Annotated in this window: 19 protein-coding genes and 1 tRNA gene; 10 read left to right on the plus strand and 10 right to left on the minus strand. The window is 38.1% G+C overall.

What is annotated here, in order from left to right:
• Window positions 1–52 precede the first annotated feature (52 nt).
• The 3 genes from FW778_RS01495 to rnhA all read left to right on the plus strand — a co-directional run bounded on the left by FW778_RS01495 (window position 53) and on the right by rnhA (window position 3138).
• Window positions 53–1723 carry an acyl-CoA carboxylase subunit beta gene (locus tag FW778_RS01495; RefSeq protein WP_150412802.1) on the plus strand — a complete coding sequence of 557 codons (1671 nt, stop codon included), beginning with the start codon at window positions 53–55 and terminating at the stop codon, window positions 1721–1723.
• A 117-nt stretch (window positions 1724–1840) separates the two neighbouring features.
• Window positions 1841–2575 carry a choice-of-anchor J domain-containing protein gene (locus FW778_RS01500; RefSeq protein ID WP_150412803.1) on the plus strand — a complete coding sequence of 245 codons (735 nt, stop codon included), beginning with the start codon at window positions 1841–1843 and terminating at the stop codon, window positions 2573–2575.
• A gap of 80 nt (window positions 2576–2655) precedes the next feature.
• Complete coding sequence (rnhA, locus tag FW778_RS01505) at window positions 2656–3138, plus strand: ribonuclease HI (RefSeq protein WP_150412804.1); 483 nt, start codon at window positions 2656–2658, stop codon at window positions 3136–3138.
• Between the two features lie 16 nt (window positions 3139–3154).
• Here the strand turns inward: rnhA and FW778_RS01510 are convergent, their stop codons facing one another.
• Complete coding sequence (locus tag FW778_RS01510) at window positions 3155–3727, minus strand: DUF6580 family putative transport protein (RefSeq protein ID WP_150412805.1); 573 nt, start codon at window positions 3725–3727, stop codon at window positions 3155–3157.
• 146 nt (window positions 3728–3873) lie between these two features.
• On the opposite strand from FW778_RS01510, the gene FW778_RS01515 reads away from it, so the two are divergent.
• Entirely contained in the window at window positions 3874–4230 is a 357-nt protein-coding gene (locus FW778_RS01515) for a YraN family protein (protein ID WP_150412806.1), read from the plus strand.
• Between the two features lie 67 nt (window positions 4231–4297).
• Here FW778_RS01515 and FW778_RS01520 read toward each other — a convergent pair whose 3' ends face one another.
• The 3 genes from FW778_RS01520 to FW778_RS01530 all read right to left on the minus strand — a co-directional run bounded on the left by FW778_RS01520 (window position 4298) and on the right by FW778_RS01530 (window position 6413).
• Entirely contained in the window at window positions 4298–5290 is a 993-nt protein-coding gene (locus FW778_RS01520; RefSeq protein WP_150412807.1) for a chorismate synthase, read from the minus strand.
• Between the two features lie 129 nt (window positions 5291–5419).
• Window positions 5420–6286, minus strand: coding sequence for a GTPase Era (era, locus tag FW778_RS01525; RefSeq protein WP_150412808.1), 867 nt, complete (start codon window positions 6284–6286; stop codon window positions 5420–5422).
• Window positions 6287–6341: 55 nt separating this feature from the next.
• Window positions 6342–6413 (minus strand) — tRNA-Met (locus FW778_RS01530).
• A gap of 59 nt (window positions 6414–6472) precedes the next feature.
• Between FW778_RS01530 and FW778_RS01535 the strand changes: the two genes are divergently transcribed.
• Complete coding sequence (locus tag FW778_RS01535; RefSeq protein ID WP_150412809.1) at window positions 6473–7336, plus strand: alpha/beta hydrolase; 864 nt, start codon at window positions 6473–6475, stop codon at window positions 7334–7336.
• A 1-nt stretch (window position 7337) separates the two neighbouring features.
• Here FW778_RS01535 and FW778_RS01540 read toward each other — a convergent pair whose 3' ends face one another.
• The 5 genes from FW778_RS01540 to FW778_RS01560 form a co-directional block, all read right to left on the minus strand.
• Window positions 7338–8255: a tetratricopeptide repeat protein gene (locus FW778_RS01540; RefSeq protein ID WP_150412810.1), complete on the minus strand. Its 918-nt coding sequence runs from the start codon at window positions 8253–8255 to the stop codon at window positions 7338–7340.
• Between the two features lie 178 nt (window positions 8256–8433).
• On the minus strand, window positions 8434–8916 hold the full coding sequence (locus FW778_RS01545) for a lipid-binding protein (RefSeq protein ID WP_150412811.1): 483 nt from the start codon (window positions 8914–8916) through the stop codon (window positions 8434–8436).
• Window positions 8917–8944: 28 nt separating this feature from the next.
• Window positions 8945–9598, minus strand: coding sequence for a DUF5011 domain-containing protein (locus tag FW778_RS01550; protein WP_150412812.1), 654 nt, complete (start codon window positions 9596–9598; stop codon window positions 8945–8947).
• Between the two features lie 23 nt (window positions 9599–9621).
• Complete coding sequence (locus tag FW778_RS01555) at window positions 9622–11112, minus strand: SusD/RagB family nutrient-binding outer membrane lipoprotein (RefSeq protein ID WP_150412813.1); 1491 nt, start codon at window positions 11110–11112, stop codon at window positions 9622–9624.
• Between the two features lie 12 nt (window positions 11113–11124).
• The gene (locus FW778_RS01560; protein ID WP_150412814.1) at window positions 11125–14355 is read right to left on the minus strand and encodes a SusC/RagA family TonB-linked outer membrane protein; all 3231 of its coding nucleotides are present in this window, start codon (window positions 14353–14355) and stop codon (window positions 11125–11127) included.
• A gap of 399 nt (window positions 14356–14754) precedes the next feature.
• On the opposite strand from FW778_RS01560, the gene FW778_RS01565 reads away from it, so the two are divergent.
• Window positions 14755–17886 (plus strand): WD40/YVTN/BNR-like repeat-containing protein, encoded by a 3132-nt coding sequence (locus tag FW778_RS01565; RefSeq protein WP_202552023.1) that lies wholly within the window; start codon window positions 14755–14757, stop codon window positions 17884–17886.
• Window positions 17887–17941: 55 nt separating this feature from the next.
• Here FW778_RS01565 and FW778_RS01570 read toward each other — a convergent pair whose 3' ends face one another.
• The gene (locus FW778_RS01570) at window positions 17942–19924 is read right to left on the minus strand and encodes a sensor histidine kinase (RefSeq protein WP_150412815.1); all 1983 of its coding nucleotides are present in this window, start codon (window positions 19922–19924) and stop codon (window positions 17942–17944) included.
• 235 nt (window positions 19925–20159) lie between these two features.
• Between FW778_RS01570 and FW778_RS01575 the strand changes: the two genes are divergently transcribed.
• The 4 genes from FW778_RS01575 (at window position 20160) to FW778_RS01590 (ending at window position 24897) form a co-directional block, all read left to right on the plus strand.
• Window positions 20160–20561, plus strand: coding sequence for a c-type cytochrome (locus tag FW778_RS01575; RefSeq protein WP_150412816.1), 402 nt, complete (start codon window positions 20160–20162; stop codon window positions 20559–20561).
• A gap of 164 nt (window positions 20562–20725) precedes the next feature.
• On the plus strand, window positions 20726–21757 hold the full coding sequence (locus tag FW778_RS01580; RefSeq protein WP_150412817.1) for a ligase-associated DNA damage response exonuclease: 1032 nt from the start codon (window positions 20726–20728) through the stop codon (window positions 21755–21757).
• Window positions 21758–21770: 13 nt separating this feature from the next.
• Window positions 21771–23438, plus strand: coding sequence for an ATP-dependent DNA ligase (locus tag FW778_RS01585; protein WP_150412818.1), 1668 nt, complete (start codon window positions 21771–21773; stop codon window positions 23436–23438).
• Window positions 23439–23520: 82 nt separating this feature from the next.
• Complete coding sequence (locus FW778_RS01590; RefSeq protein WP_150412819.1) at window positions 23521–24897, plus strand: c-type cytochrome; 1377 nt, start codon at window positions 23521–23523, stop codon at window positions 24895–24897.
• Window positions 24898–24902 lie beyond the last annotated feature (5 nt).

Here is a 24902-nt window from a genome sequence, read left to right on the forward strand (position 1 = left end):
TTGTATAACATAAATTTAAAGTTTTAGTTTTGAGATATATATTGAAATTTTTATGAATATAGATTATAACAGGAATGAAGATGTAATGAAACTTTCTTTGAGCAACCTAAAAAAATTAGTTACTACAATTGAAGAAGGAGGCGGAAAAAAAGCGATAGCAAAACAAAAAGAAAGAAATAAGTTAACCGCCAGGGAACGTATACACTACCTGCTCGATGATAAAAAACCTTTTATTGAAATTGGTGTCTTTGCTGGCTACGGGATGTACGAAGATTATGGCGGATGCCCCGCTGGTGGCACTGTTGCTGGCATTGGTTATGTAAGTGGCAAGCAATGTATTGTTATTGCAAATGATCAAACTGTAAAAGCAGGTGCATGGTTTCCGATTACAGGTAAGAAAAATTTGCGTATGCAGGAAATAGCCATGGAAAATAATTTACCTGTAATTTATTTGGTTGACAGCGCCGGTGTGTTCCTTCCTATGCAGGATGAAATTTTTCCCGATAAAGAACATTTTGGACGCATCTTTCGTAACAATGCAAAAATGAGTGCAATGGGCATTACACAAATTGCCGCGGTAATGGGGCCTTGTGTGGCCGGAGGCGCCTATCTTCCAATAATGAGTGATGAAACTTTAATGGTTGAAGGAAATGGTTCCATTTTTTTAGCAGGGCCTTATCTTGTAAAAGCAGCTATTGGCGAAAATACCGATAATGAGACATTAGGCGGCGCCGTTACGCACACAGAGATAAGCGGTATTGCCGATTACAAGTTTAAAACAGAAGAAGAATGTCTTGATGAAGTAAAAAGGATTATGAGTAAACTTGGAGATTTTCCTAAAGCAGGTTTTAACCGCATTGCTTCATTGCAACCAGCAAAAGATCCATCAGAAATCTATGGCATTTTCCCTGAAGGAAATACCAGGCCTTACGATATGCTCGAAATTATTGACAGAATCGTAGATGCCGAACCTTCCGATGCTTCACCAGGGAAAGATGCAACCAATAAAAGCTCGTTTGAACAATTTAAAGAAGGCTATGGAAAAACAATCTTATGCGGCTATGCACGAATTGACGGATGGGCAGTGGGTATTGTTGCCAACCAACGGTTGAACATTAAAAACAAAAAAGGTGAACTACAAACGGGCGGCGTTATTTATAATGACAGCGCAGATAAAGCTGCCAGGTTTATATTGAATTGCAACCAGAAAAAAATTCCGCTTATTTTTTTACAGGATGTTACCGGTTTTATGGTGGGTAGCAGGAGTGAGCATAGCGGCATAATAAAAGACGGGGCAAAAATGGTAAATGCTGTTGCTAATTCTGTTGTCCCCAAAATAACCATCATACTTGGAAACTCTTATGGAGCCGGCAATTACGCCATGTGTGGAAAGGCGTACGATCCAAGATTTATTTACGCATGGCCATCAGCGAAAATAGCCGTAATGGGCGGTGAGCAGGCCGCAAAAACTCTATTGCAAATTGAAGTAGCATCGCTTAAAGCAAAGGGCAAAGAAATTACCCCCGAAAATGAAGAAAAGCTTTTCGCTGAAATGACCAGTAAATATACCCGGCAAACTACTCCTTTTTATGCAGCATCACGTTTGTGGGTAGACGCAATTATTGACCCTTTAGATACAAGGTCTTTTATTTCAGAAAATCTTGCGGCTGCAAATAACAATGGTAACATTGCCGATTTTAAAACCGGCGTGTTCCAGGTGTAAATAACCCTGAAGTTTTATGCTTGCGTATGAAGAAGATAAATTTATGAAGGCTGGCCATAAATTATTAATTTCACTTTGTATTAATTACCAGGAACCTACCAGGGAAACAGAAAATTTATGAGAAAACCATTTGGCGCCAAATTACTTTTTATCAGTAGCCTCGCAACATTCATAATTTATTCCTGTAAAGATGATCATCACCTTACAGTGGCCCCGCCTGTTCCCAATCAATCTTTTGTTGAAGAATTTGATACCGTTACCGCCGCTGTCGCAAGGGGATGGCAATTTATCAATGCCAGTGATCCAAAAGGAACCGGTGAGTGGCAAAACGGCGGAGGCAATCCGCCCCTTTTTAATGCCTACTCAAATAAAGGAAAAAATGCAGGCTTTATCGGAGCCGATTACCAGTCCACATCTGCGCAGCAGGGAACTATCAGTAACTGGCTCATTTCGCCATCCATAACCATGCAAAATGGCGATAGAATAATTTTTTATACCCGCGCCTGGCAGCTTTTCGATGGAGTAAGCGATACTACTGACTTTGGCAACAGCCTGGAGCTAAGGATGAATCCGATAAAGGATACTGTTGACGCAGGAAACGGGCTTAGCACCGGGGGCTTTTCAAAACTGCTTCTCGATATTAACCCTGATCTTGTTTACAGTAGTGTACTGCATCCTGCTCTATTTGCATACCCATCTCAATGGACACGTTTCGATGTAACTGTTACCGGGTTAACCGCTCCGTTAAAATCGCGATTCGCATTCAGATATTTTGTTACAAACGGAGGATCCAATGGTAATGCTTCGGGAATTGGTATCGATTCCGTTGCTTATAAAAGTACAGGATATTAATAATAATTAAACGTTTGTGCTTTACCGTTATATGTTCCCGCTGACGAAAATTAAATGTACCTTAAAAAATATAGCTTACAATGAACGAACAGGCTGTAAAAATATATACGGATGGCGCATCTCGCGGAAACCCCGGCCCGGGCGGCTATGGCGTTGTGTTGCTGTGGGGAAAGCATAAAAAAGAATTATCAAAAGGCTACAGGCTTACCACCAATAACCGCATGGAACTTATGGCTGTTATTGCTGCTTTGGAAGCATTGAAAAAGAATAACCTTGAATTGGTAATTTATTCTGACAGTAATTATGTGGTAAAGGCTGTTATGGAAGGCTGGCTAAAGAAATGGATCAAAACAAATTTCAAAGGAAATATAAAAAACCGTGACCTGTGGGAAAAATACCAGGAGCTTTCAACAAATCATCGTATCCATTTTAAATGGGTGAAAGGCCATGCGGAAAATATTTTTAATAACCGCTGCGATATACTTGCCACAGAAGCTGCAGATGGAAAGCACCTTTTAATTGATGAAGGATATGAAGAAGCAAAAAATAATAAACTACTTTAATCCTGAAATTATTTTTTTAAAAGATTTCTTCCGTTTGCATCGAAGGCCTGGTTACAAGAAAATAACTACCAAATAAAATTGCAGAAAATATTAAAGTAGCTGCAATGCTCCATGCGTAAAAAGGCAAGCCATCGTTGAGCGTTAATAAAAGACCATCAAAAGTTTTTGGCCTTCCCAAACCTGCCAATGGGGAATTGCTCATCCACACCATAAAATTGGATACAAAGAAATAAGCGGTTGGCGCAGCTACAGAAGCCAAAGCAATTCTGCGAACATTGAAATTCTTAATTAAGAACCCGAAGAAAGTCATCAGGCCGAATAAAATATAATTAGTAAACTGGCCTTCATAAAAACCCTGTATGTTACCAACTCCATTTCTATATAAAACTTCATACAGACCATCTGAAATAAACATAGACAGAAGCGGAAGAATAAAAGCAAGTTTTTTATCTTTTATAATAGCTCCTCCAAAAATTGCCATAGCCCATTGTGGTGCAAAACCATAAGGCCTTCCTGGCATGATACGGTATAAAGATGCAATTACTATTAAAAGAAGAAAACTAATTACAACCTGCCTTGATACTTTCATAACTGTTATTTGATGCAAAAGTAAGTAATAATAATTTTTTTATAAAAGAGCTTTGTCAACAATATGTTCATAGTAATTGATCAAACTTTTGAAAAGTTTAAAACTTTCCAAAAGTTATTGCAGTATTTTGTTTACTAAATTGTAATATGGCACATCACAATACCACCGGAAAGCTTGGAGAACAAATGGCACTGGAATATTTATTACAAAAGGGATTTGTAATTCTCCATCAGAACTGGCGGCATAGCCATTGGGAAGTAGATGTGATTGCATTTTATAAAAATGTGTTGCATTTTATTGAGGTTAAAACAAGGAGAACGAAAAAATTTGGTTATCCCGAAGAAGATGTAACAAAAAAGAAAGTTACCAATCTCATCAATGCTTCTGAAGAATTTTTGTATTTGTATCCTGAATGGAAAAGAATTCAGTTTGATATTCTTTCCATAAACTTATTAAGTAATGAACCTGCTGAATTTTTTTTTATTGAAGATGTGCATGTGTGACCTAACAGTTACCAGTTATGGGTTATTAGTTGCAAGTCAAAACTCTTTACTGATAACTCATCACTTATTACTTTTTTGTAATAAGCATCAAATCTGCTATAACCATAGCTGTTACTGCTTCGAGAATCACTGGCACTCTTAATGCAATACAAAGATCGTGTCTTCCTTTTACTGAAAAAGGTTCAACGTTTCCAGTTTCTGAGTTTAATGTTTGCTGCTCTTTAGGCGTAGAAGAGGTTGGTTTTACTACAATGCGAAATACCAAATCGTTGCCATTGGTTATTCCACCCAAAATTCCACCTGCATTATTAGTTTTGGTAGTTCCATCTGCGTTTATGAGCGCATCGTTATGCTGGCTTCCAAACATTTTTGCTGCTGCAAAACCAGCTCCAAATTCAATTCCTTTTACTGCAGGAATAGAAAACACTGCGTGACTTATTATAGATTCCGCAGAATCAAAAAAAGGCTCACCTAATCCAATGGGTAAATTATTTACCCGGCATTCCACTATCCCTCCAACAGAATCTTTTTCATCAATTGCTTTTTGCAGGCCTTTTTCAATATCCGTTTCTCCGCCTATTTCAAGAATAGTTGAATGAATTCCAATTTTATTTCCCGTAGAAATGGATTCAATTATTTTTTTTGCAACAACGCCTGCAGCAACTATTGCAACAGTAAGCCTTCCGCTGAAATGGCCGCCACCACGATAATCTTCAAAGCCATTAAATTTTTTATGAGCAACAAAGTCTGCATGGCCCGGCCTTGGCACCGCTCTTTGTTTTTCATAATCACCACTTCTTGTATTGCTGTTTTTAAATAAAATAGTTAACGGAGCACCTGTAGCTTTTTCATTAAAAACTCCACTTATAAATTGGGGAATATCATCTTCTTTACGCGGTGTTGTTCCTTTTGCTCCGGGCTTACGTCGTTCAATATCTTCTGCAAAATCAGCTGCAGCCATACCTATTCCCGCAGGACAACCATCAATATTAACGCCAACAAAATCGCCATGCGATTCTCCAAAAATACTTACCCTGAACAGTCTTCCAAATGAATTCATGCTTGTGCTTAATATGTTACGAAGTTAAATAATTGCATGTACGAAGTACGATGTCGGATGTACGATGTTAAATCACTTCAAATAATTTCAAAACTATGTATTACCTCGTACATCACACATCATACATCGCTAGTATCCGTATTCCTTTAATTGTATTTCATTATCTCGCCACTTTGGCCGCACCTTTACAAACAACTCCAAAAAAACTTTATTGCCAATAAATGCCTCAATGTCTTTCCTGGCCTGCGTTCCCAACTCTTTAATCATTTTTCCTCCCTCGCCCAGCACAATGCCTTTTTGAGTTTCTCTTTGCAAAATTATATCGGCAGAAATTTTTGTAAGCGTTGTCTTTTCTTTAAACTCCTGCACCAGCACTGTGGCATGATAAGGAATTTCATCCTGGTATAAATAAAAAATTTTTTCTCTTATAATTTCACCAACAAAAAATTTCATGGGGAGATCACTCAGGTTATCATCCTGGTAAAACGGTTCTCCTTCGGGTAACAAAGAAATTATTTCGTCTAATAATTCTTTAATTCCCGTTTTCTTCAACGCTGAAATAACAATAACCTTTTTACAATATTTTTTTTCTGAAAAAAAAGTCTTTGCTTCTTCAATCTTCTTTTTGTCGGCAACATCAATTTTATTGAGAACTACAATTGATGGCACTTTTAAAGAGAGGGAAGAAAATATTTCATCAGTTTCTGCAAGATCATCCTTTATATCAACAATGAGTAAGGCTACATCTGCATCTTCCAGGCTATCTTTCACAGCCTTCATCATCTTTTCGTGCAGCTTATATTTGGGTTCGATTATACCGGGGGTATCGGAAAAAATAATTTGATAGTTATCATCCGTTAATATGCCTTTAATGCGATGCCTTGTCGTTTGCACTTTTGGTGAAACGATAGCCAGCTTCTCTCCCATCAATGCATTGAGCAAAGTACTCTTACCCGCATTAGGCTTACCAAAAATATTTACAAACCCTGATTTCATAATTGGCGCAAAATTAATTCATTGAAAATAAAAAAGCCCCGTTAAAGGGGCTTTGTTGCGAAGGGAGGGTTCGAACCTCCGACCTTCGGGTTATGAGCCCGACGAGCTACCGCTGCTCTACTTCGCGATTTTTGATTGCAAATGTAAGGTTTATAATTTTTAAACCAAATTTTAATACATTAGCAAATGCAAAACACATCATATTTACATAAATTTTTAACATCCCTTTTTTTTATTGCGGCATTTGCATCCTGCCATCATAAAATAAAAGAAGCAAAAGATTCAATTTATTCACGCCATCTGCAAAAGCACATTGACCTAACTATTATCAACACCCCGGTTCCTAAAGAAAAAAATTCATTCAATCTTCTTTTATTAAACGATGGACAGGATATTGCACAGCTCCGCATAAAAGAAATAATTGACAGCCTGTATAAAAAGAAATTGCTGCAACCTTTATTGGTTGTGGCTGTTACTCCATTTGACCGCATGCAGGAATATGGAGTTGCCGGATATGCTGATTATAATAACAATGGAACCGCCGCGGAAAAATATGCAGCGTTTGTTGATGACGAATTGATCCCTTTTATTAAAAAAAGATCAGGGGTTAGAAAGTTTAATTCTATAACTATTGCCGGTTGCTCTTTAGGCGGACTTTCAGCATTTGACGTTGCATGGGACCATGCTGATAAAATTGATAAGGTGGGCGTATTCTCAGGTTCTTTCTGGTACCGTGATAAAGATGCATCGGACTCAACTTATTCAGATGACAAAGACAGGCTTATCATCAATAAAATAAGATCATCCCGGAAAAGACCTCATTTAAAATATTGGTTTTATGCAGGAGGAAAAGAAGAAACAGCAGACCGTGATAAAGACGGAATTATTGATGTAGTTGATGATACCAAAGATTTGATTGATTTAATTAAAAAGAAAAATGTTTGTCCGCCAGGGGATATCAATTATACCGAAGTAAAAGACGGCACACACGATTATAATTCGTGGAGCCATGTGCTTCCGCAATTTTTAATCTGGGCCGGTGGGAATTGATTTATTTTTTCTTTCTAATATAAGTAAGGTCGTAGGAAACGTTCCACGTTTTTCCATCATCCATTGAGTATTCCTGGAACTGGCGCACCTGGTCTGTTCCCTGGTTAAAAAACCTGAATCTTATTTTCATTGTTCCCTTAGGTGTTGCCGAAGAAGATTCAAATTGCATAACACTGTCTTTATAAACTCCGTTTACATATTCTGTTACCGCACCACCGGAACCTACCCAAACCTGTTTCCATTTATTAGTAACGGGATCAACGAAATTCATGCTTTTGCCTGTATTAGGATAACCAATAGCAGTCCAATTTTCAAGGATAAAACAACCACTGGCCTCCATTTCAATTTTACTTGAACCAACGATTTGATTGCCCCCGGTTGGATACACATCCCAGTCTCCTATCCAAAAATCAAATTCACGGGCATGAGCATTATGCAGGCACGGATAAAGTTTATCGGTAGCTTGTGAAACTAAATTCTTAAACGTTGTATCGTTACGGATCTTATCGTATTCTTTTGAAGTTTCTATTTCAGGAACATTCGAGTAGCCGTGAGCGATAGCACTGTCCAATTGCTCCAATGCTTTATCCTTTTCACTATTTGCCGCGTAAGCTCTTGCAAGCCGCGAATGAATAATTGATAACCCTGAAGGCAAGGGATTTTTGGTTAACGATAGCTCAAGATTTTTAATTGCAAGGCCATATTGGCCAAGATTAAAATAAGAAAAACCAAGTTTGTTACAAGTGAGAGCGGTTTGTGTTTCTCCATTGGCAAAAGCATTTTCATAAGCCTTTGCTGCTGCCCGCCAATCCTGCTTTGCATAAAATGTATCTGCTTTCGCAATTAAAGGTTGGCTTGGTTGCGCCTTAACAGCACAAGAAAAGAAAAGCAAAATTGAAAAAAAATAAAAACTTCTCATAAAATCGTTTTTAGTAATTAAATCAAAGTGCAATCTAAAATTTTACCCGATCGTAAAATATCTGTTCATTTATCCGGCATAAAATCAATCATCAAAATCGTTTTAGTGAAAATAAAATAAGGCTACAATTACTGCAACCTTATTCATTGTATATCCTTAACTCTGAAATAGAAACTCCTTAATAATCGTCTTGCGGGAACCTCGTTCTTTCCACACCATTCATTTCATAAATGTTTCCGGGATCGTCTGAAAATTCAACTTTCATATGGATACTATCGGCAACGTTGCCGGATTTGGAATGTCCTGCCTTGGGCAGTATTTTACCGTCAGTTTGATTTACAGTAATGTTATAATATTCATTTTGAGCAGCATTGGCAGAAAAGGTTAATGTTTTATAATCAACCTGGGATTTAAATTTAACCTGCCAGCCATTTTTATAATCATCAATCCAGATATTATTATCATTTGCTGATGTATTATAAGTTGCAATTCTAAAATGCCCGAGACCAAATACATCTTTCGTACTCCCAAGGTCTAAAGTTACCCACCATTCATTAGCAACTTTTACAGCAGAAGTTGCGCCCGCATCCTTTACCTTCTGGCACGAGTTCAATAAAGATATTCCTGCCACGATTATTAATATTAAAATTATTCTTTTCATTTTTTTCAATTGAATTTTTATTGAATTTTTATTGCTTTATAAAAGTCCTTAACCCTGTTCCATAACCTGGGTTTACAATTTTCCATGAATATTTTGCAGGATTAGAATTAGTATAACTTTCATTAGTGGAACTTGTAGGTGATCCATCACTGGCAAGCTGCTCAGGAATAGATATATTAAAACCTGATGGATTGATTGCCACAACAGTTAAATTAGTTCCAGGCGCGCCACCGGGATTAAAGACGGTATAAACACCCGGCGCAATTTTAGTCCATGTAGCTACGGAACCGTTAGTTGTTCTCGCATAATTCCCGGATAGATCATTTGCAGCAGCATCCGCGGCGGTTGTATAAACCACAACTTTCCGGGTTGCGCTGGCACTATAACCATCACTATTAACTGCCGAATAGGTCAACGTATAAACTCCGTCCGTCTTTACATCCACTGTTCCGGATGTGGTAACAGGTACGTCTACGCCTGCTGCCTGGGCTTTCACCCCGGGGTCAGTATAGGCGGTTCCATTTGGAATAGCGACTATTGCATTACCGGTTAAGGTTAAAATAGGGTAATAGGTAACTTTTGAAATACCTACTCTATCATGAGTGTTTATTATTTTGTCTTTACTACAGGAAGCAATTATTGAAAGAAAACTTATCAATAGAAACAAATATCTTTTTTTCATTTTTCTAATTTTTAGTTTTAAAATTATAAGCCCCACCAAACCGGAGTTGTAATTGGAACCTGTGCAGGCGTATTTGGATTGGTTGATATTTCAGCATCCGGAAATACAAGGCGTTTCGGATATTGGCTACCTATTACTGAATTCTTTGGAATAACAAATTCACCAGGTACGTAAGAGGCATCTGTTGAGTAAACGGGGCTACTTTTTGGAAATCCTGTTCTATTTCTTTCAAACCAGCCTTCTATAAAATGTACCCCGTAAGCAAAAGATGCCCATTTTTGAACAATTATCGTTTCTATTTTTTGAGCTGTTGTACCTGACGGATATTCGTATTGACCGCCCGGGGCTATAAATGAACTGCCATCTGCGCCTACATCGTGAAATGCTGCGAGAACACCGTTATCATATGGGGTTTTGGCACCGTTGCCACTAAAATAACGCTCTCTTGCTTCAGCCTGCATAAAATAAGATTCAGCCGCAGAGATAAAAACTACGGGATCTGTTGGGCTTTCCTTAAATACTGTAGCACTAAAAGCAGCCGAAGAAGGATTTGTAAAATCCCCCTGGTCAAGAGCAGTGGGATTAGGTCCAAAAGAATAATTAATCCTTGGGTCGTTATGTGCCTGCAGGTAACTTACAAAAGTTTTACTCGCTACCAGGTTATTAGGAAAATTCAGTTGACGAACATTTTGTTCATATAAAGGATTGGAGAGGCTTGGATTATCAGTAAATCCTGTAACCTTCGCATCTTCCTGAAGAAATTGAGCATTCCTCGCATACAGAGCTTCAATACCGGCTTGTGCTTCAGCTGGTTTTGCATTGATCATCCGCAGGTATAATTTTAATTCAACTGTATTAGCAAATTCTTTCCATTTTTCAATATCGCCTCCAAATAAAAGATCAATATTTCCTTCATTTGTCGCTCTTAAATCAATTGCCGTACTGGCGCTGAAATCTTTATTTAAGGCAGAATCAATACCTGCTATAAGCGATTTGTAGATGGTATAGCCATCATCAAAATGCGGAGTAAGATTTCCCAGCCCTTTTAATGCATCTGTATAAGGGATCTTATCATAAAGATCTACCAATAAAGCGGTTGAATAGGCTTTCATTACATTTCCCATCAGGTAAAAATTCCAATCCTGAGTTTCGTTTGCTTTGTCAATAACAAATTGAAGATTCTTTAATCCGTATGTAAATAGAGTAGTGTATTGCGCATTGTAATCTGTAGTCTTCATATCAAACTGGTCAATATTTTTATATTGGTTTGATGTAGCGCCCTGCGTTATGTATTCTCCCCATAATCCCCCAATTAATGCAAGGTCTCCGCCCTCTACGCCAGCTACTCCCATTACTGCTACAGGAAAAACTATTTTTGGGGTACCAACTTCCAGCCCCGGATTATTAGGATCATGATTGATGTCGAGCGCTTTTTTACATCCGGCCCCAACTATCAACACAACTGAAATAAATGCGGCTATTATTTTTTTATTCTTAAATAAATTCATTTTCATAATTATTTAGTTTTAAAAATTTGCTTTTAAAGCAACTCCGAATTGCTTGGAAATTGGAGCAGTTTCAAATTCGCCCAATTGGCTGGTGAGGTCATTACCAAAATTGGAAGCTTCTGGGTCGATATACAAATTGGAAGCGGGAGTCCAAAGCAGTAAGTTTCTTGCATAAATCGTCAATGATAAATTATGCATTTTTATTTTCGAAGCGATCTTTTCATTCAAAACATAAGACAGTGACACATCCCTTAACTTAAGGAACGACCTGTCGATAATATCGTGGCTATATGCGAGCGCAGGGTTATTTCCTTCGGGGAAAAAGTCCTGCAGACTATTTTCAGTTATTGGTAAAGTATTTTCAACATATACCGGCTTACCATTCCCGTCTACTCCATTTTGAATTACAGAATTAGGATAAATAAATGGCCTGCGATCGTTGTAGGTTGTAGGGACTGCACCACCTGTAAATAGAAGCTGCTCTGCAGTTTTACTGTAGAACTTACCACCATCGCGGTAATCCAGTGAGAAATTAATCTGCCATTCTTTAAACTTTAAAGTATTTGAAAATCCCATTGAAAAATCGTTTTCAGCATTTCCATAATAGATTCTATTGGTAGTGGGAAGTGGCTTGCCGGATGTGGGACTAACAATTACTTTTCCGTCGGGAGTCATTTGAGGCCCAAAGGCATAAATACCGGTAGCTGTTTTGCCGGGAACGGCATCTAACTCTGCACCACCAATAATTCCGAAAATGGTAACTTTAGTAAGACCATTTGTTAGATGTTCTACTTTATTTACATTCTTTGTATAATTATAATTAAAAGACCATGTAACATTTTTGGTTGAAACTGGCTTTACGTCTAAAGAAAGTTCTATCCCTTTGTTATCTATTAACCCTATATTCTCAGTTAAAAAATTATAACCTGATCCGGGTGAGATGGGTACATTTAATATCTGTCCATCTGCTGATTTATCATACAATGATACATCCAGTCCAATCCTGTTATTTAAAAATCTGATGTCCATTCCTAATTCAGTTTCAGTTGTAATTACCCCTTTAAGATTTGCGTTCGCAATAGTATTCTGTATCCTGAATGAGCTCACTCCGTTAAATGGAAATGCTATATTTCCAAATGGTAAAGGCACTGATCCAGCGACCAAAACAGGGTATACTGAATAAACAGGTGCAGTTGTACCTGTCTTGCCATAGCCTGCTCTGAATTTCAAATAAGAAATAGGCGAGCTCTTTAAATTAAAACTGTTAGATGCTATCCATGCTAAGTCTCCACCGGGGTAAAAGAAATGATTACTGTTTATTGGTAACGTCGAAGACCAGTCGTTACGGGCATTTAGGGTTAAATAGAGCTGGCTTTTATATCCTAATGTTGCCTGGCTGTAAACCCCAATTAATCTTGTGCGACTCCTGGCCCCGGCAGTAGTTGGTTGTTTCGTTGAGTTAGAAAGATTATAAAAACCTGGTATCAGTAAATTGGTTATACCTGCAAAACCAGTTTTAGTATCTGCCTGATTGTAATTAACACCCCCGATAATATCCAGGTTAAAATTATTGCTGATGTCTTTATTATATTTTAAAATAAAATCACCGTTGATACTTCCTACATAATTATTGCTTTCAATTACCGAACCAACATCGGCTGTCCTGGGCGCCCCCTCTGTATTGCCTCCGGCATCCCAGCTTCCCGGGTCAGGGGCATTTTTTGCGTTGTAAGCAAATCCTCTTGCATTTTCTACGTCGCCGCCTACCCGAAGCTGGGCTGCGAACGCAGATGTAAACTGATAATTCATATCAATATTTGCAAAGAACCTGTCTGATGACTGGCTGTTGCTGTTATTATGCAAACCATAATATGGATTTTCAGCATAGGGAGTGAAATAGCTATTCACGTCAAAGAATTTATTAGTATAATCTCTGAAATCATGGATCGGTATGTCTACAGGTATTTGCAAAATATCCTGGAAGATCGTTGACCCCGCAGTGCTGCCCTGCCCTGTTGCCGGCTGGTTTACTTTCCTGTTCACATAATTGAAAGAGGTATTAATTGAAAAGTTCTTGAACTTGTTATTAGTCCTGAGTGATAAATTATTGCGGGCCAGGTAATCAGATTTTGTGGGAATTACTCCATCACTTTCAACATTACCATAAGAAAAGTAGAAGGTAGATCTGTCATTTCCACCTGAAACAGCTATAGTATTATTTAATTCAAGCCCCGTAGTATAGAACTTCCGGATATTATCATTAATAAATGAAAATGGTTTTATTAATTGTGAATTATCTACAACAGAACCCCAGGGCCGCACAATACCATCAAGGCGGGGTCCCCAGCTTCCATTCTCGCCCGGTATAAAGGTTGCATTCCATCCCTGGCCAAATTTATTTTGTAAGGTTGGTAATTTCCCCACCTTGCTAAAGTTGGCTGATCCTGCATAATCAATACTTATCTTGCCTGCCTTCCCTCTCTTGGTGGTAATCATAATAGCTCCGTTTCTTGCTGCCGAGCCATATAAGGACGAGGCAGCAGTGCCTTTAAGTACGGTGATGCTTTCAATATCATTGGGATTAATATCATTGGCTCCATTACCAAAATCGTTTTGCCCTGTTAAACCAACCGTACCCACATTGTTTGCCCCCGACAAAACATTAGATCCCGAATTTAACCTTGCATCCAGTAAGGGAACACCATCTACAACGTACAGCGGTTGATTTCCACCCTCCGTGAGTACACCGTAACCCCGCATCACTATTTTGGTAGATGAGCCCGGGCCACCTGTGTTAGATATTTCGGCGCCAGGTATTTTACCTGCAAGCCCGTCAAAGGCATTTACATTGGCTGTGCGGTTGATGGCTTCACTCGTAAAAGTGGTGGTAGCATAACCGAGTTTGGCCTTCTTACTTGTTTGACCCAATGCTGTAACAACAACCTCTTCCATTACATTGCTGGCAGGCTTTAAACTTATAGCTAAACTGTTTTGATTACCTACCCGCACCTCGCTTTTACCGAAATTGGCTGCGGTAATTACCAGAACGTCATTGGGTTTTGCACTGATAGAAAAAACACCGTCTGCATTTGCAGGTATGCCTTTGGAAGTACCTTTTATAATAACAGATGCCCCACTTACAGGATCCCCTTTATCATCGGTTACCCTGCCGGTAACCATATGGGTTTGCGCAAGTGCCAGTACTCCGCTAAGTATTAGCATCGTAAATAATGTCAGAAATCTTTTCATTGATATTTTTTGAGTTTTGATAAATGAAGTGACGATAAGGCAACAATATTTGTTAATATGTGTCAAAACTTAAAAGCTTAGTTACCGAAACATGAATTTATATGAACGAGGCATGGATAATTATTTCTGAAAAAAAATATTGAAGATGTTTATTAAAATCTAAAAGTGAAAAATCCGTATTCAATCATGAAAAAAACTAAGTAGAAAGCTTGCGGAGTTAGAATCTCTTAATGAATATGCAAACCCTTCTTCGGAGTTTTTTTCAAATCGACCGAAAAAAAATATTTATTTCAAAATATCTGAAAGTCTGTAATAGCGTCTGTCACTTTACTTCTCCTTATTCATTTCTACTTATCTTAGAAGCTTCATTCAGTTTAAAACCAGGTTTACCTCAATAACATGAAAAAAAATATTTACCCTGCCTTCTTTCTATTAATTGTAATTGCATTTTTTATTTCTTCCTCTTCAATTGCACAACTGTACGATACTTCCTTATTCAATAGTTTGCGATGGAGAAGCATAGGCCCATATCGCGGTGGCAGAACAGTTGGCGCTGCAGGTGTTCCGGATCAGCCTAATATTTTTTATATCGGTGTAAATAACGGAGGTGTATGGAAAACTACCGATTATGGCAGAACATGGTTCCCGGTTTTTGACGATCAGCCTACCGGCTCGATCGGTACAATTGCGGTGGCTCCTTCCAACCCGGATATTATTTATGTAGGGAGTGGTGAAGGTTTACACCGACCTGATCTTTCAACGGGTAATGGAGTTTACAAATCAATTGATGCCGGCAAAACCTGGATGCACCTTGGTTTAAAGGATGCTCAACAGATTCCAAAAATTACAATTGACCCAAAAAATCCTGATAGAATTTTTGTTGCTGTGTTAGGCCATCCATATGGCCCAAATGAAGAAAGGGGAATTTATCGTTCAGTTAATGGCGGTAAAACATTTGAAAAAATTCTTTATGTAGACGAAAATACCGGGGGCGATGATGTAGCAATAGACCCCGCCAATCCAAACGAAATTTTCGCAACATTATGGGAATCCCGTGAAGGGCCTTGGGAAAATGGCGAATGGGCTGGCACAAAAGGAGGAATTTATAAATCAACCGATGGCGGTAACACCTGGAAAAAATTATCAAAAAATATACCGACCAATATGGTCCAGGCACACATAGCTATTGCGCCTTCTTCGCCTAATATTGTATACGTGGTTCTTGCAACTACAGAAGAAAATGAATATGGGACCGGCTCAGGCATGGGATTGTACCGCTCAGATGATAGCGGAGAAACCTGGCATGAAATTACTGATGATGGCAGGCCCGAAGCAAGAATCGGCGGGGGCGACGTTCCTGAAATAATGGTGGATCCAAAAGATCCTGAAACATTATATAGCACCAGCATTGTTGTTTGGAAATCTGTTGACGGCGGGAAAAAATGGAAGGGTATCCGCGGCGCCCCGGGTGGTGATGATTATCAAAACATCTGGATTAATCCAAACGATACAAAGATTATGCTGGTTACCGGCGACCAGGGCGCTATTATTTCAGTGAACGGTGGCAATACCTGGAGTTCGTGGTACAATCAACCTACGGCACAATTGTATCATGTAAGTGCAGATAATGCTTTTCCATACAATGTATATAGCGGGCAGCAGGAAAGTGGCTCCGTTGGAATTGCTTCGAGAGGTAATGACGGTGCAATAACGTTCAGAGATTGGCATCCGGTAGGTGCCCAGGAATATGGATATGTTGCACCTGACCCGCTTAACCCAAATATTGTTTACGGTGGCAAGCTATCAAAATACGATAAACTAACAGGTCAAGTTCAGGATATAACGCCGCCGGCTACCCGAAACGAAGCGCAGCGTTTTGTAAGAACCGAGCCGGTTGTTTTTTCGCCCGTCGATCATAAAACTTTATTTTTTGCAGGTAACTTTTTGTATACAACCAAAAACGGCGGAAATAGCTGGCAGGCTATAAGCCCGGATTTATCAAGAACTACCTGGGATATTCCGGCAAGTGTCGGAATTTATAACGATGACGCCGTAAAAAAAATGCATCGGCGTGGAGTAATATATACAGTCGCGCCGTCCCCGCTTAACATCAACACTATATGGGCCGGAACAGACGACGGGTTAATTCATGTTACAAAAGACGGAGGCACAAGCTGGAAAAATGTAACACCGCCGGAAGTAAGCTCGTGGAGTAAAATTTCGTTAATAGATGCAGGACATTTTAATGTGAATACCGCTTATGCAGCCGTTAACCGGCTGCGTTGTGATGATTTGCGTCCTTATATTTATAAAACAAATGATGGAGGTGCAAGCTGGAAAAAAATAACGACAGGATTACCTAACGACCCCATAAACGCAGTTAGAGAAGATACTGAAAAGAAAGGTTTAATGTTTGCCGCCTCGGAAACACAAGTGTATGTTTCTTTTAATGATGGAGAAAACTGGGAATCACTCCGTTTAAATATGCCCGCAACTTCTGTAAGGGATTTGATCATTAAAGACAATGATCTTGTAGTTGCAACTCATGGAAGAGGTTTCTGGATATTAGACGACATCACATCACTTCGCCAGGTAAATACAGAGTTGACTACCCGCAATTTTTTATTTAAACCATCTACAGCAATAAGGGTAAGATGGAATAACAATACAGATACTCCGTTGCCTCCCGATGAACCCGCAGGACAAAATCCTCCTGATGGCGCTATCATTGATTATTATCTTAAGGGCAAAACTAACGGTGTGGTAACACTCGAAATTTCTGATGAAAAAGGAAATATAGTGAGGCACTACAGCAGTAACGATACTTTATATAAAATCCCCGAAGTAGATATCCCGCTTTACTGGATTCGCCCGCAACAAATTTTATCAGCAGAAGCAGGCTCACACAGGTTTATATGGGATTTGCATTATACTCCTCTCAATCTTCCTCCATCTTACCCTATTGCCGCAATTTATAAAAACACAGCTCGCGCACCCACTTCGCCATGGGTTATGCCGGGCACTTATACAATTAAATTAAAAGTAAATGGCCAGGTATTTTCTCAACCGCTCATTATTAAAATGGATCCAAGAGTAAAAACACCTTTAAAAGATTTACAGAAACAACATGATCTTTCAATGTTGTGTTATGAAGGAAGGTTGCTGATAACTAAAATATCGGGAGAAACCGTTATTATACAGAATCAAATAAAAAATTTAGTTGATAATGCGCAGGGCGATCTTCATGCATCGCTGGATTCCCTGGAAGAAAAAATATCGAAAGTTGAAAATGTAAAGCCAAATAATTCATTGAAAAACTTTAACCAGGTTTATGGTTCATTTGCTTCGTTATTTAATCATTTACAAGAGGCTGATGTTTCTCCAAATATTATTACTACGGAAGCTGTTACTACTAATGAACGCAATCTTAAGCAACTGGTGGAGGCGTGGATGAAAATAAAGAAGATTGATATACCTGGAATAAATAACAAATTAAAAAAAGCAGGTGTTTCACCTATTGTTTTGGAATAGGTTTAATTTAAACTAAGAAGATTATGGTAAATAGTTTGATTGTATATATGGCAATTTATTCAGGGTTGTTAATTTGCGTTTCAGCAACGGGAATACTGAAATAAAATGTTGTTCCCTTCCCTACTTCACTTTCAAACCAAATTTTCCCATCGTGTCTTTCTATAATTTCCTTTGATATAAAAAGCCCTATTCCTAAACCAGGATAAGTATGTAAATCGTTTCCCGTTACACGATAGAACCGTTCAAAGATTTTGTCTTTTTGCGTTTCATTTATTCCATCACCAAAATCCTGGACAGAGCAAATTGCCCCTTTCCCAACCTGCTTTAAATTAACAATTATTTTTTCGCAATCCTTGCAATACTTTACTGCATTGGACAGAATGTTACTTAAAACCTGGCCTATTCTTTCCTTATCTCCATATAATTGAACAGGCGTATTATTTTCTATAATAATTTTATGTTTACTGGCATGTATTCGAATCTCCTCCACAATTTCTTCCACAAGATGATTTAAAGGAAAGAATTGTTTGTTGTAAATCAATTTTCCGTTTTGCATTTTTGAGGTATCTAATAAGTCGGATATTAAAGCGGTCAACTTATCCACCTGCAAATCCATTTTAGAAAGCATCAATTCATTTCTTTCATTTGTGTTGGCTTTTGCCTCCATTTGCAAAAGTTGAGTGTAGGCTTTTAAAGAAGTTACAGGCGTTTTTAATTCATGGCTTGCTATACTCAAAAAATCGTCTTTCCTGTCCATAAGTTCTAATGTCTCTTGTTGTATCTTATCCTTTTCCATTGTAAGCTTATGTAAATCTTCTTTCATTTTTTGAATGGAGTTACCCAGCAAATCTTCATTGCTTCTTGGATTTACCGGCACATTGAAATTGCCTGCGCCAATGGCATTGGCAGCGTATGCAAGTTCAATATTATTTTTATCGATCTCCAGAATTGAATCTGTAAGGCTTCCCATTACATCTTTAGGCATGTTCTGAAACTTAAGCCCGGTGCCCCCAACCGAAATTTTTTGAGCAGCTATTTTAAGCTCACTTAACATTTCACTAATTACCGTGATCGTATAGATAACAAAAGTTATAACGAAAATAATAGCAGCAATTAAAAACGCAAGAGTCTTATTTTTTGATTTTATTTGTTGCTGATAGATTTTATCTATCCCGGTTTCAACATTCTGCCATAAGTTTAACTGCTGTTTCCTTAAAATATGAACGCCCTGCGATGAAACCTCCCACCAATCTTTGGCATCGTACGTACTATCAAAGTTAAATGTGGCAAAGAGTTTATCAATGTATGCCAAAACGGGTTTTAGAGATGAGGTATCTTTTTCTGTATTGTATAAATTAATAGAAGACGGGGAACCTTTCAGCAAAAATTCTTTTTCATAACTTTTAAAAATATTAAAAACACCAAGAGTTCCCAAAAGTGTTTCAACTTTATATTTCCCGGTATATAGCACATTATAAATATTTGTACGAATGATGCTAAGGAAAGTAATCATCTCAAAAAGCGTTTTCTGCGAAAGCAAATCTTTATACACCGGTTCTAGATAAGTACTGCTCATAGACGAAACCGGGTTCAGTGTATTCAACCGATAAATTGCATTTGTATAAAACTGCATGATAGCATCGGCCCGATAAAAAGGCGAATTGTCTAACGAGTTGCGCACAGAGGAGAGACTATCGAGGAAAGTGTATCGGGGAAAATTAACGATAGCCAGGTCTTTACTTTTTTCCAGCAACTGCATAGCCTTGTCTGTATGTGGCCGTTGAAATATTACTTTGCTATAGTTGTCTTTTCTTAACGCATATTCATAACTAACTTTCCGCTCCTTTTCCAGCTCATAAATGAGGTTCGAAATGTTACCCTCTTCATGCACGTGCAAAATATAATCGCCTATTAATTTTACGGTTTGTTTTTTTTCGCTGTATAGCTGCGCAGATAAGTAGATAAGAAATAATAGCGGTATGAGACCGATCAACATCAATTTTATAGAAAGAGGTAATTTTCTGAAAAAGGAATTCATACACCGATCCTTGGATTGAGGTTAAAGTTACATAAGTAGAATTTAAATCGGCTTATTTGTTAACATTTTTTCTGTAATGTCGTCGATCAATACTTAATATAATTTGAAAAATATATAATATTAAAAAGCTATCGGTTTTATAAAAAATGAAAATTAATTTCGGTTATAAATTGCGATTAATCTATCTTTAATCATCGTTTTATTTTAACCAAAAATTTTAAAAAAATATTAAGCAATGAAAAAATTCCTGGCACTATTACCCTTATTAATTTTATTAGCAGCATGCGGCGGTAACAGTAATGAATCTACCTCAAGCACAACTACTGACAGTTCATCAACAACGCAAGCCGCGGCAAATGACATTTCTTCTAACCCCGATTATCAAAAAGGATTAGCGCTTGTTGCCAAATCGAATTGCCTTACCTGCCATAAAGTTGAAGAGAAATTAATTGGACCGGCTTATAAAGATGTTGCAAACAAATATGCTGGAAATGATACAGCCGTTACCTATCTTGCCCATAAAGTAATTGCAGGCGGCAAAGGAGTTTGGGGACAAGTGGCAATGACGCCTCATCCTGATTTAAGTGAAGCGGACGCAGAACAAATGGTAAAATATATTTTGTTACTGAAACAATAACCTTATTCAATTTCTCCGTTTTAGTAAAGCCCTGCCCAGGGCTTTTTTTATTAACCACATTTATTGTCTTGATTACATCATCCTGATTTAAACATTTTTGTTCTGAACCTGTTAATGTACCTACCGCAAATAATTCAGGCAGGTTATTTGTAACTTTTATTTAAATGAGTAATCTGATTTCTTTTACTGATAAAGGCCTTTATTGCGTACAGGGAAATTTTTATATTGATCCCTGGAAGCCTGTAGATAAAGCCATCATAACACATGGACATGCAGATCATGCATATTTGGGACATAGGAATTATTTATGTCATCCGTATACAAAAACAATACTTCAATTACGGTTAGGCGATAATAATTATCAAACGTTGGAATGGAATGAAATAATTAACTTAAATGGTGTAAAAGTTTCCTTACATCCCGCAGGTCACATTATAGGTTCGTCACAGGTAAGACTCGAGTATAATCATGAAGTCTGGGTAGTTAGCGGCGATTATAAGGTAGAAGATGATGGAATCAGCGGGCAATTTGAACCACTTAAATGTACCACATTCATTACAGAATCAACCTTTGGTTTACCAATTTTTAAATGGAAGCCGCAAGAGGAAATTTATAGCAATATTATAAACTGGATTAGTAAGAATAAAGAGAATGGAAAAACGAGCGTGTTATTGGCCTACAGCCTGGGCAAAGCCCAGCGCGTATTACAGGCGATTAAAGAAACCACTCAAACAATTTTTGCACATGGCGCAGTATTTAACTTACAATCAATGTTAATAGACGATGGATGGAATTTAACACCTGTGGAAAGAATAACACCCGAAACTCCTGCCGAACTTTTAAAGGGCACGGTCGTAGTGGCGCCGCCGGGCGCAGATGGAACGCCATGGATGAAAAAATTTAATCCATATTCTGTCGGCGTTTGCAGCGGATGGATGCAGGTAAGAGGAAATGCACGACGAAGAAATGTTGATGCAGGATTTGTATTAAGCGATCACGCGGATTGGAATGGCTTAATACAAACCGTAAAAGAAACCGGCGCTGAAAGGATTTTTGTAACTCACGGTTTTCAATCTGCGTTTAGCCGTTACTGTAATGAACAAAATATCGCTATTGCTGCAGAAGTAAAAACACAATATGGCAACGAAGATGAAGAAGCGGTCCAGGAAAATGTTAAACAAGAAAGTGGTATTTAAATACCATATTTAAATGAAAGAAGAGAAAGTACATATTAACCATCCGGTGTTATTAACCGAAAAGCATGATAGCATTTCGGGTCTTGCATTATTTGCGCAACTTGTTACAGAATTAAGTTCATCAACCAAAACAAATGATAAGCTACAAAGTCTTGTAGATTATTTTGCAACAGCGCCCGATGCAGATAAGGTGTGGGTAATTGCCATATTCAGTGGGCGCAGGCCCAGGCGAGCCGTAAATTCCAGGCTAATGCGTGAATGGTGCGCCGAAATTACTAACTATCCGTCATGGCTATTCGATGAATGTTATCATTCAGTTGGCGACCTTGCCGAAACACTTGCCTTACTCCTGCCGGAAACAAAAGAACAGGATCAAATAAATAAAAGTCTTTCTTATTACCTTGAAACATTTATTTCAATCGAAAAACAAGACGAAGCAATAAGAAAGAAATTTATCGTGGATAGCTGGAATCAAATGAACCGCGACGAAAGATTTGTTTTTAATAAATTAATAACAGGAAGTTTTCGAATCGGTGTTTCACAAAAAACAATTGTAAATGCATTGGCCAAAATAGTTGACTTATCATCTTCAGTAATTGCTCATCGCATCAGTGGAAACTGGGATCCTTCAACAACATCATTTAATGATTTGCTAAGCGAATCTGCGTCTATAACTGATTTTTCGAAGCCCTACCCTTTTTACCTGGCGTATGCATTAGAAGAAGAACCACAAAATTTAGGTGATCCAAAAGGTTGGCAGGCTGAATGGAAATGGGATGGTATTCGTGGACAATTAATAAAGCGTAACAATGAATTATTTGTATGGAGCCGCGGCGAGGAATTAATGACAGACAAATTTCCTGAATATTTTATCCTGAAAGATTTATTGCCTGATGGCGTAGTTATTGACGGAGAAATAATTCCAGCTGTTAATGGAAAGCCGCTACCCTTCTCTGTTTTACAAACACGAATTGGAAGAAAAAATATCGGCAAGAAACAATTGCAAGAAGCGCCCATTGCGTTTTTTGCTTACGATCTCCTTGAATTCCATCAACAAGACTTTCGCGAAAAATCATTAACAGTAAGGAGGAACAAACTGGAAGAGATAGTTCAGCCTTTAAAAAATAATGCAATTCAAATTTCGCAGATTATAAATTTCAATACATGGGATGAGCTTAAAGAAATAAGAAAAGGGGCAAGAGAAATGAACAGTGAAGGTATTATGTTGAAAAGAAAAGATTCTAATTATAAAGTTGGGAGAAAACGTGGCGATTGGTGGAAATGGAAGATTGATCCTTTAACGATTGACTGCGTGATGGTGTATGCACAAAAAGGAAGTGGAAGAAGAAGTAACTTATATACAGATTATACTTTCGCTGTTAAAGATGGCGATAACCTGGTGACATTTACTAAAGCATATTCAGGCTTAACCGATAAAGAGTTTGCACAGATTGATAATTTTGTAAAAAGAAACTCTCTCGAAAAATTCGGACCCGTACGCACCGTAAAACCAGAACTTGTTTTTGAAATTGCTTTTGAGGGAATTGCAGCAAGCAATCGTCATAAAAGTGGAGTGGCTTTACGTTTCCCAAGAATGAGCCGCTGGCGGAAAGATAAAAGTGTAGATGAAATAAATACCCTTGACGACCTCAAACAAATGCTAAATACTTATGGAAAATAAGTTAAAAATTTCTTTCATGGAAAACTGTTAGGCGTTGTTAAACCATAAAATAATTCTTGATTATAAAATAACTTTGATTGTAATGAAATCCGTATTTATAATATTTATTTTATCTGCTGCATGTGCATTTTGCAGCTTTTTTATCAAAAATAAAAAACCGACAGATCCGGTATATATAGAAGCGTCACAACAACGAACTGGCGATGCAGAAGCCGGCTATATTTACCTTACAGAAGGCGATTACTTAAAAAGCGGAATTCCAATCGGGCTTTTTAAAATGGGCTTTGGTAAAAGTGGTAACGACCTGGGAAGAGAAGGCATCAATAAAAACATTCCCTATTCTTTCAATGCAGTAATTGCGCCAAATGGAGAAAAAATCGTATCGCCCAATTGTCTTCAATGCCATGCACAGGAATTCAATGGTAAAATTGTTATTGGCATGGGAAATTCTTTATCTGATTATACCAGCAATCGCACTTCTACCGCCAAATTATTAGAAAGGTTTCTTAAAGCAGGACCTGGAAAAGAAAAGAAATACGAAGCTGCAGAAAACTTCATTCGTTCGGTTGAAGCGGTTTCACCATATCTTGTTACGGAGACTAAAGGAGTAAATATAGCAGACAGGCTTGCCGCTCTTCTCGCAGCTCACAGAGATCCTAAATCTTTTAAATGGTCCGACAGCTTACTATTATCCATACCCGAAGAAATCATACCCACAGATGTTCCGGCATGGTGGCTGCTCAAAAAGAAGCATGCAATGTTTTACAACGGATTTGGAAGAGGTGATTTCGGAAGATTTCTAATGGCATCAAACTTACTAACGGTTACGGATACAAGTGAAGCCGCAGAAGTTGATAGCCACATTAATGATGTTCTGGCATATATCTATTCCCTTCAACCTCCCGCTTATCCTAAGCCAATTAATGCAAAACTCGCAGATAAAGGTCAGCTCATTTTTGAACAATATTGCATGGATTGCCATGGTACTTATGGCAAAGATTGTTCCTACCCTAACCTCCTTATTCCTGAAGAAGTGATTCAAACAGATTCTTTATTATACTCCTCTAATTACAGCAGCCCGCAATTTGTAAACTGGTTTAACCAAAGCTGGTTTACTTCAGGCGATCACCCGGCGAAACTGGTACCTTTCAGAGGCTATATTGCACCACCCCTTGACGGAATCTGGGCCACGGCTCCCTATCTTCATAATGGCTCGGTGCCAAATCTTGAAACCTTATTAAACAGTAAGCTAAGGCCAAAGTATTGGGACCGGAATTTTGATGATCCCCAATATGATGTTGATGCCCCCGGATGGAAATTTAAAACAGAAACTTCCGCCTCCGGCAAAAACACTTACAATACCACGCTGAAAGGCTACAGAAATACAGGCCATACTTTTGGAGATCAACTTTCCGATGACGAAAGAACAGCACTTATAGAATACCTGAAAACTTTATAAACCAT

The sequence above is a fragment of the Ginsengibacter hankyongi genome (assembly GCF_008710285.1).
Taxonomy (GTDB): Bacteria; Bacteroidota; Bacteroidia; order Chitinophagales; family Chitinophagaceae; genus Ginsengibacter; species Ginsengibacter hankyongi.

What these genes read in the sequence shown, in the direction of transcription:
- FW778_RS01545 (WP_150412811.1), bottom strand. Translation starts at nt 8,916, where the DNA reads ATGAAAAGAATAATTTTAATATTAATAATCGTGGCAGGAATATCTTTA.
- FW778_RS01575 (WP_150412816.1), top strand. Translation starts at nt 20,160, where the DNA reads ATGAAAAAATTCCTGGCACTATTACCCTTATTAATTTTATTAGCAGCA.
- FW778_RS01555 (WP_150412813.1), bottom strand. Translation starts at nt 11,112, where the DNA reads ATGAAAATGAATTTATTTAAGAATAAAAAAATAATAGCCGCATTTATT.
- FW778_RS01495 (WP_150412802.1), top strand. Translation starts at nt 53, where the DNA reads ATGAATATAGATTATAACAGGAATGAAGATGTAATGAAACTTTCTTTG.
- FW778_RS01510 (WP_150412805.1), bottom strand. Translation starts at nt 3,727, where the DNA reads ATGAAAGTATCAAGGCAGGTTGTAATTAGTTTTCTTCTTTTAATAGTA.
- era (WP_150412808.1), bottom strand. Translation starts at nt 6,286, where the DNA reads ATGAAATCAGGGTTTGTAAATATTTTTGGTAAGCCTAATGCGGGTAAG.
- FW778_RS01550 (WP_150412812.1), bottom strand. Translation starts at nt 9,598, where the DNA reads ATGAAAAAAAGATATTTGTTTCTATTGATAAGTTTTCTTTCAATAATT.
- FW778_RS01540 (WP_150412810.1), bottom strand. Translation starts at nt 8,255, where the DNA reads ATGAGAAGTTTTTATTTTTTTTCAATTTTGCTTTTCTTTTCTTGTGCT.
- FW778_RS01520 (WP_150412807.1), bottom strand. Translation starts at nt 5,290, where the DNA reads ATGAATTCATTTGGAAGACTGTTCAGGGTAAGTATTTTTGGAGAATCG.
- FW778_RS01535 (WP_150412809.1), top strand. Translation starts at nt 6,473, where the DNA reads ATGCAAAACACATCATATTTACATAAATTTTTAACATCCCTTTTTTTT.
- FW778_RS01565 (WP_202552023.1), top strand. Translation starts at nt 14,755, where the DNA reads ATGAAAAAAAATATTTACCCTGCCTTCTTTCTATTAATTGTAATTGCA.
- FW778_RS01500 (WP_150412803.1), top strand. Translation starts at nt 1,841, where the DNA reads ATGAGAAAACCATTTGGCGCCAAATTACTTTTTATCAGTAGCCTCGCA.
- FW778_RS01515 (WP_150412806.1), top strand. Translation starts at nt 3,874, where the DNA reads ATGGCACATCACAATACCACCGGAAAGCTTGGAGAACAAATGGCACTG.
- FW778_RS01585 (WP_150412818.1), top strand. Translation starts at nt 21,771, where the DNA reads ATGAAAGAAGAGAAAGTACATATTAACCATCCGGTGTTATTAACCGAA.
- FW778_RS01590 (WP_150412819.1), top strand. Translation starts at nt 23,521, where the DNA reads ATGAAATCCGTATTTATAATATTTATTTTATCTGCTGCATGTGCATTT.
- FW778_RS01560 (WP_150412814.1), bottom strand. Translation starts at nt 14,355, where the DNA reads ATGAAAAGATTTCTGACATTATTTACGATGCTAATACTTAGCGGAGTA.
- FW778_RS01580 (WP_150412817.1), top strand. Translation starts at nt 20,726, where the DNA reads ATGAGTAATCTGATTTCTTTTACTGATAAAGGCCTTTATTGCGTACAG.
- FW778_RS01570 (WP_150412815.1), bottom strand. Translation starts at nt 19,924, where the DNA reads ATGAATTCCTTTTTCAGAAAATTACCTCTTTCTATAAAATTGATGTTG.
- rnhA (WP_150412804.1), top strand. Translation starts at nt 2,656, where the DNA reads ATGAACGAACAGGCTGTAAAAATATATACGGATGGCGCATCTCGCGGA.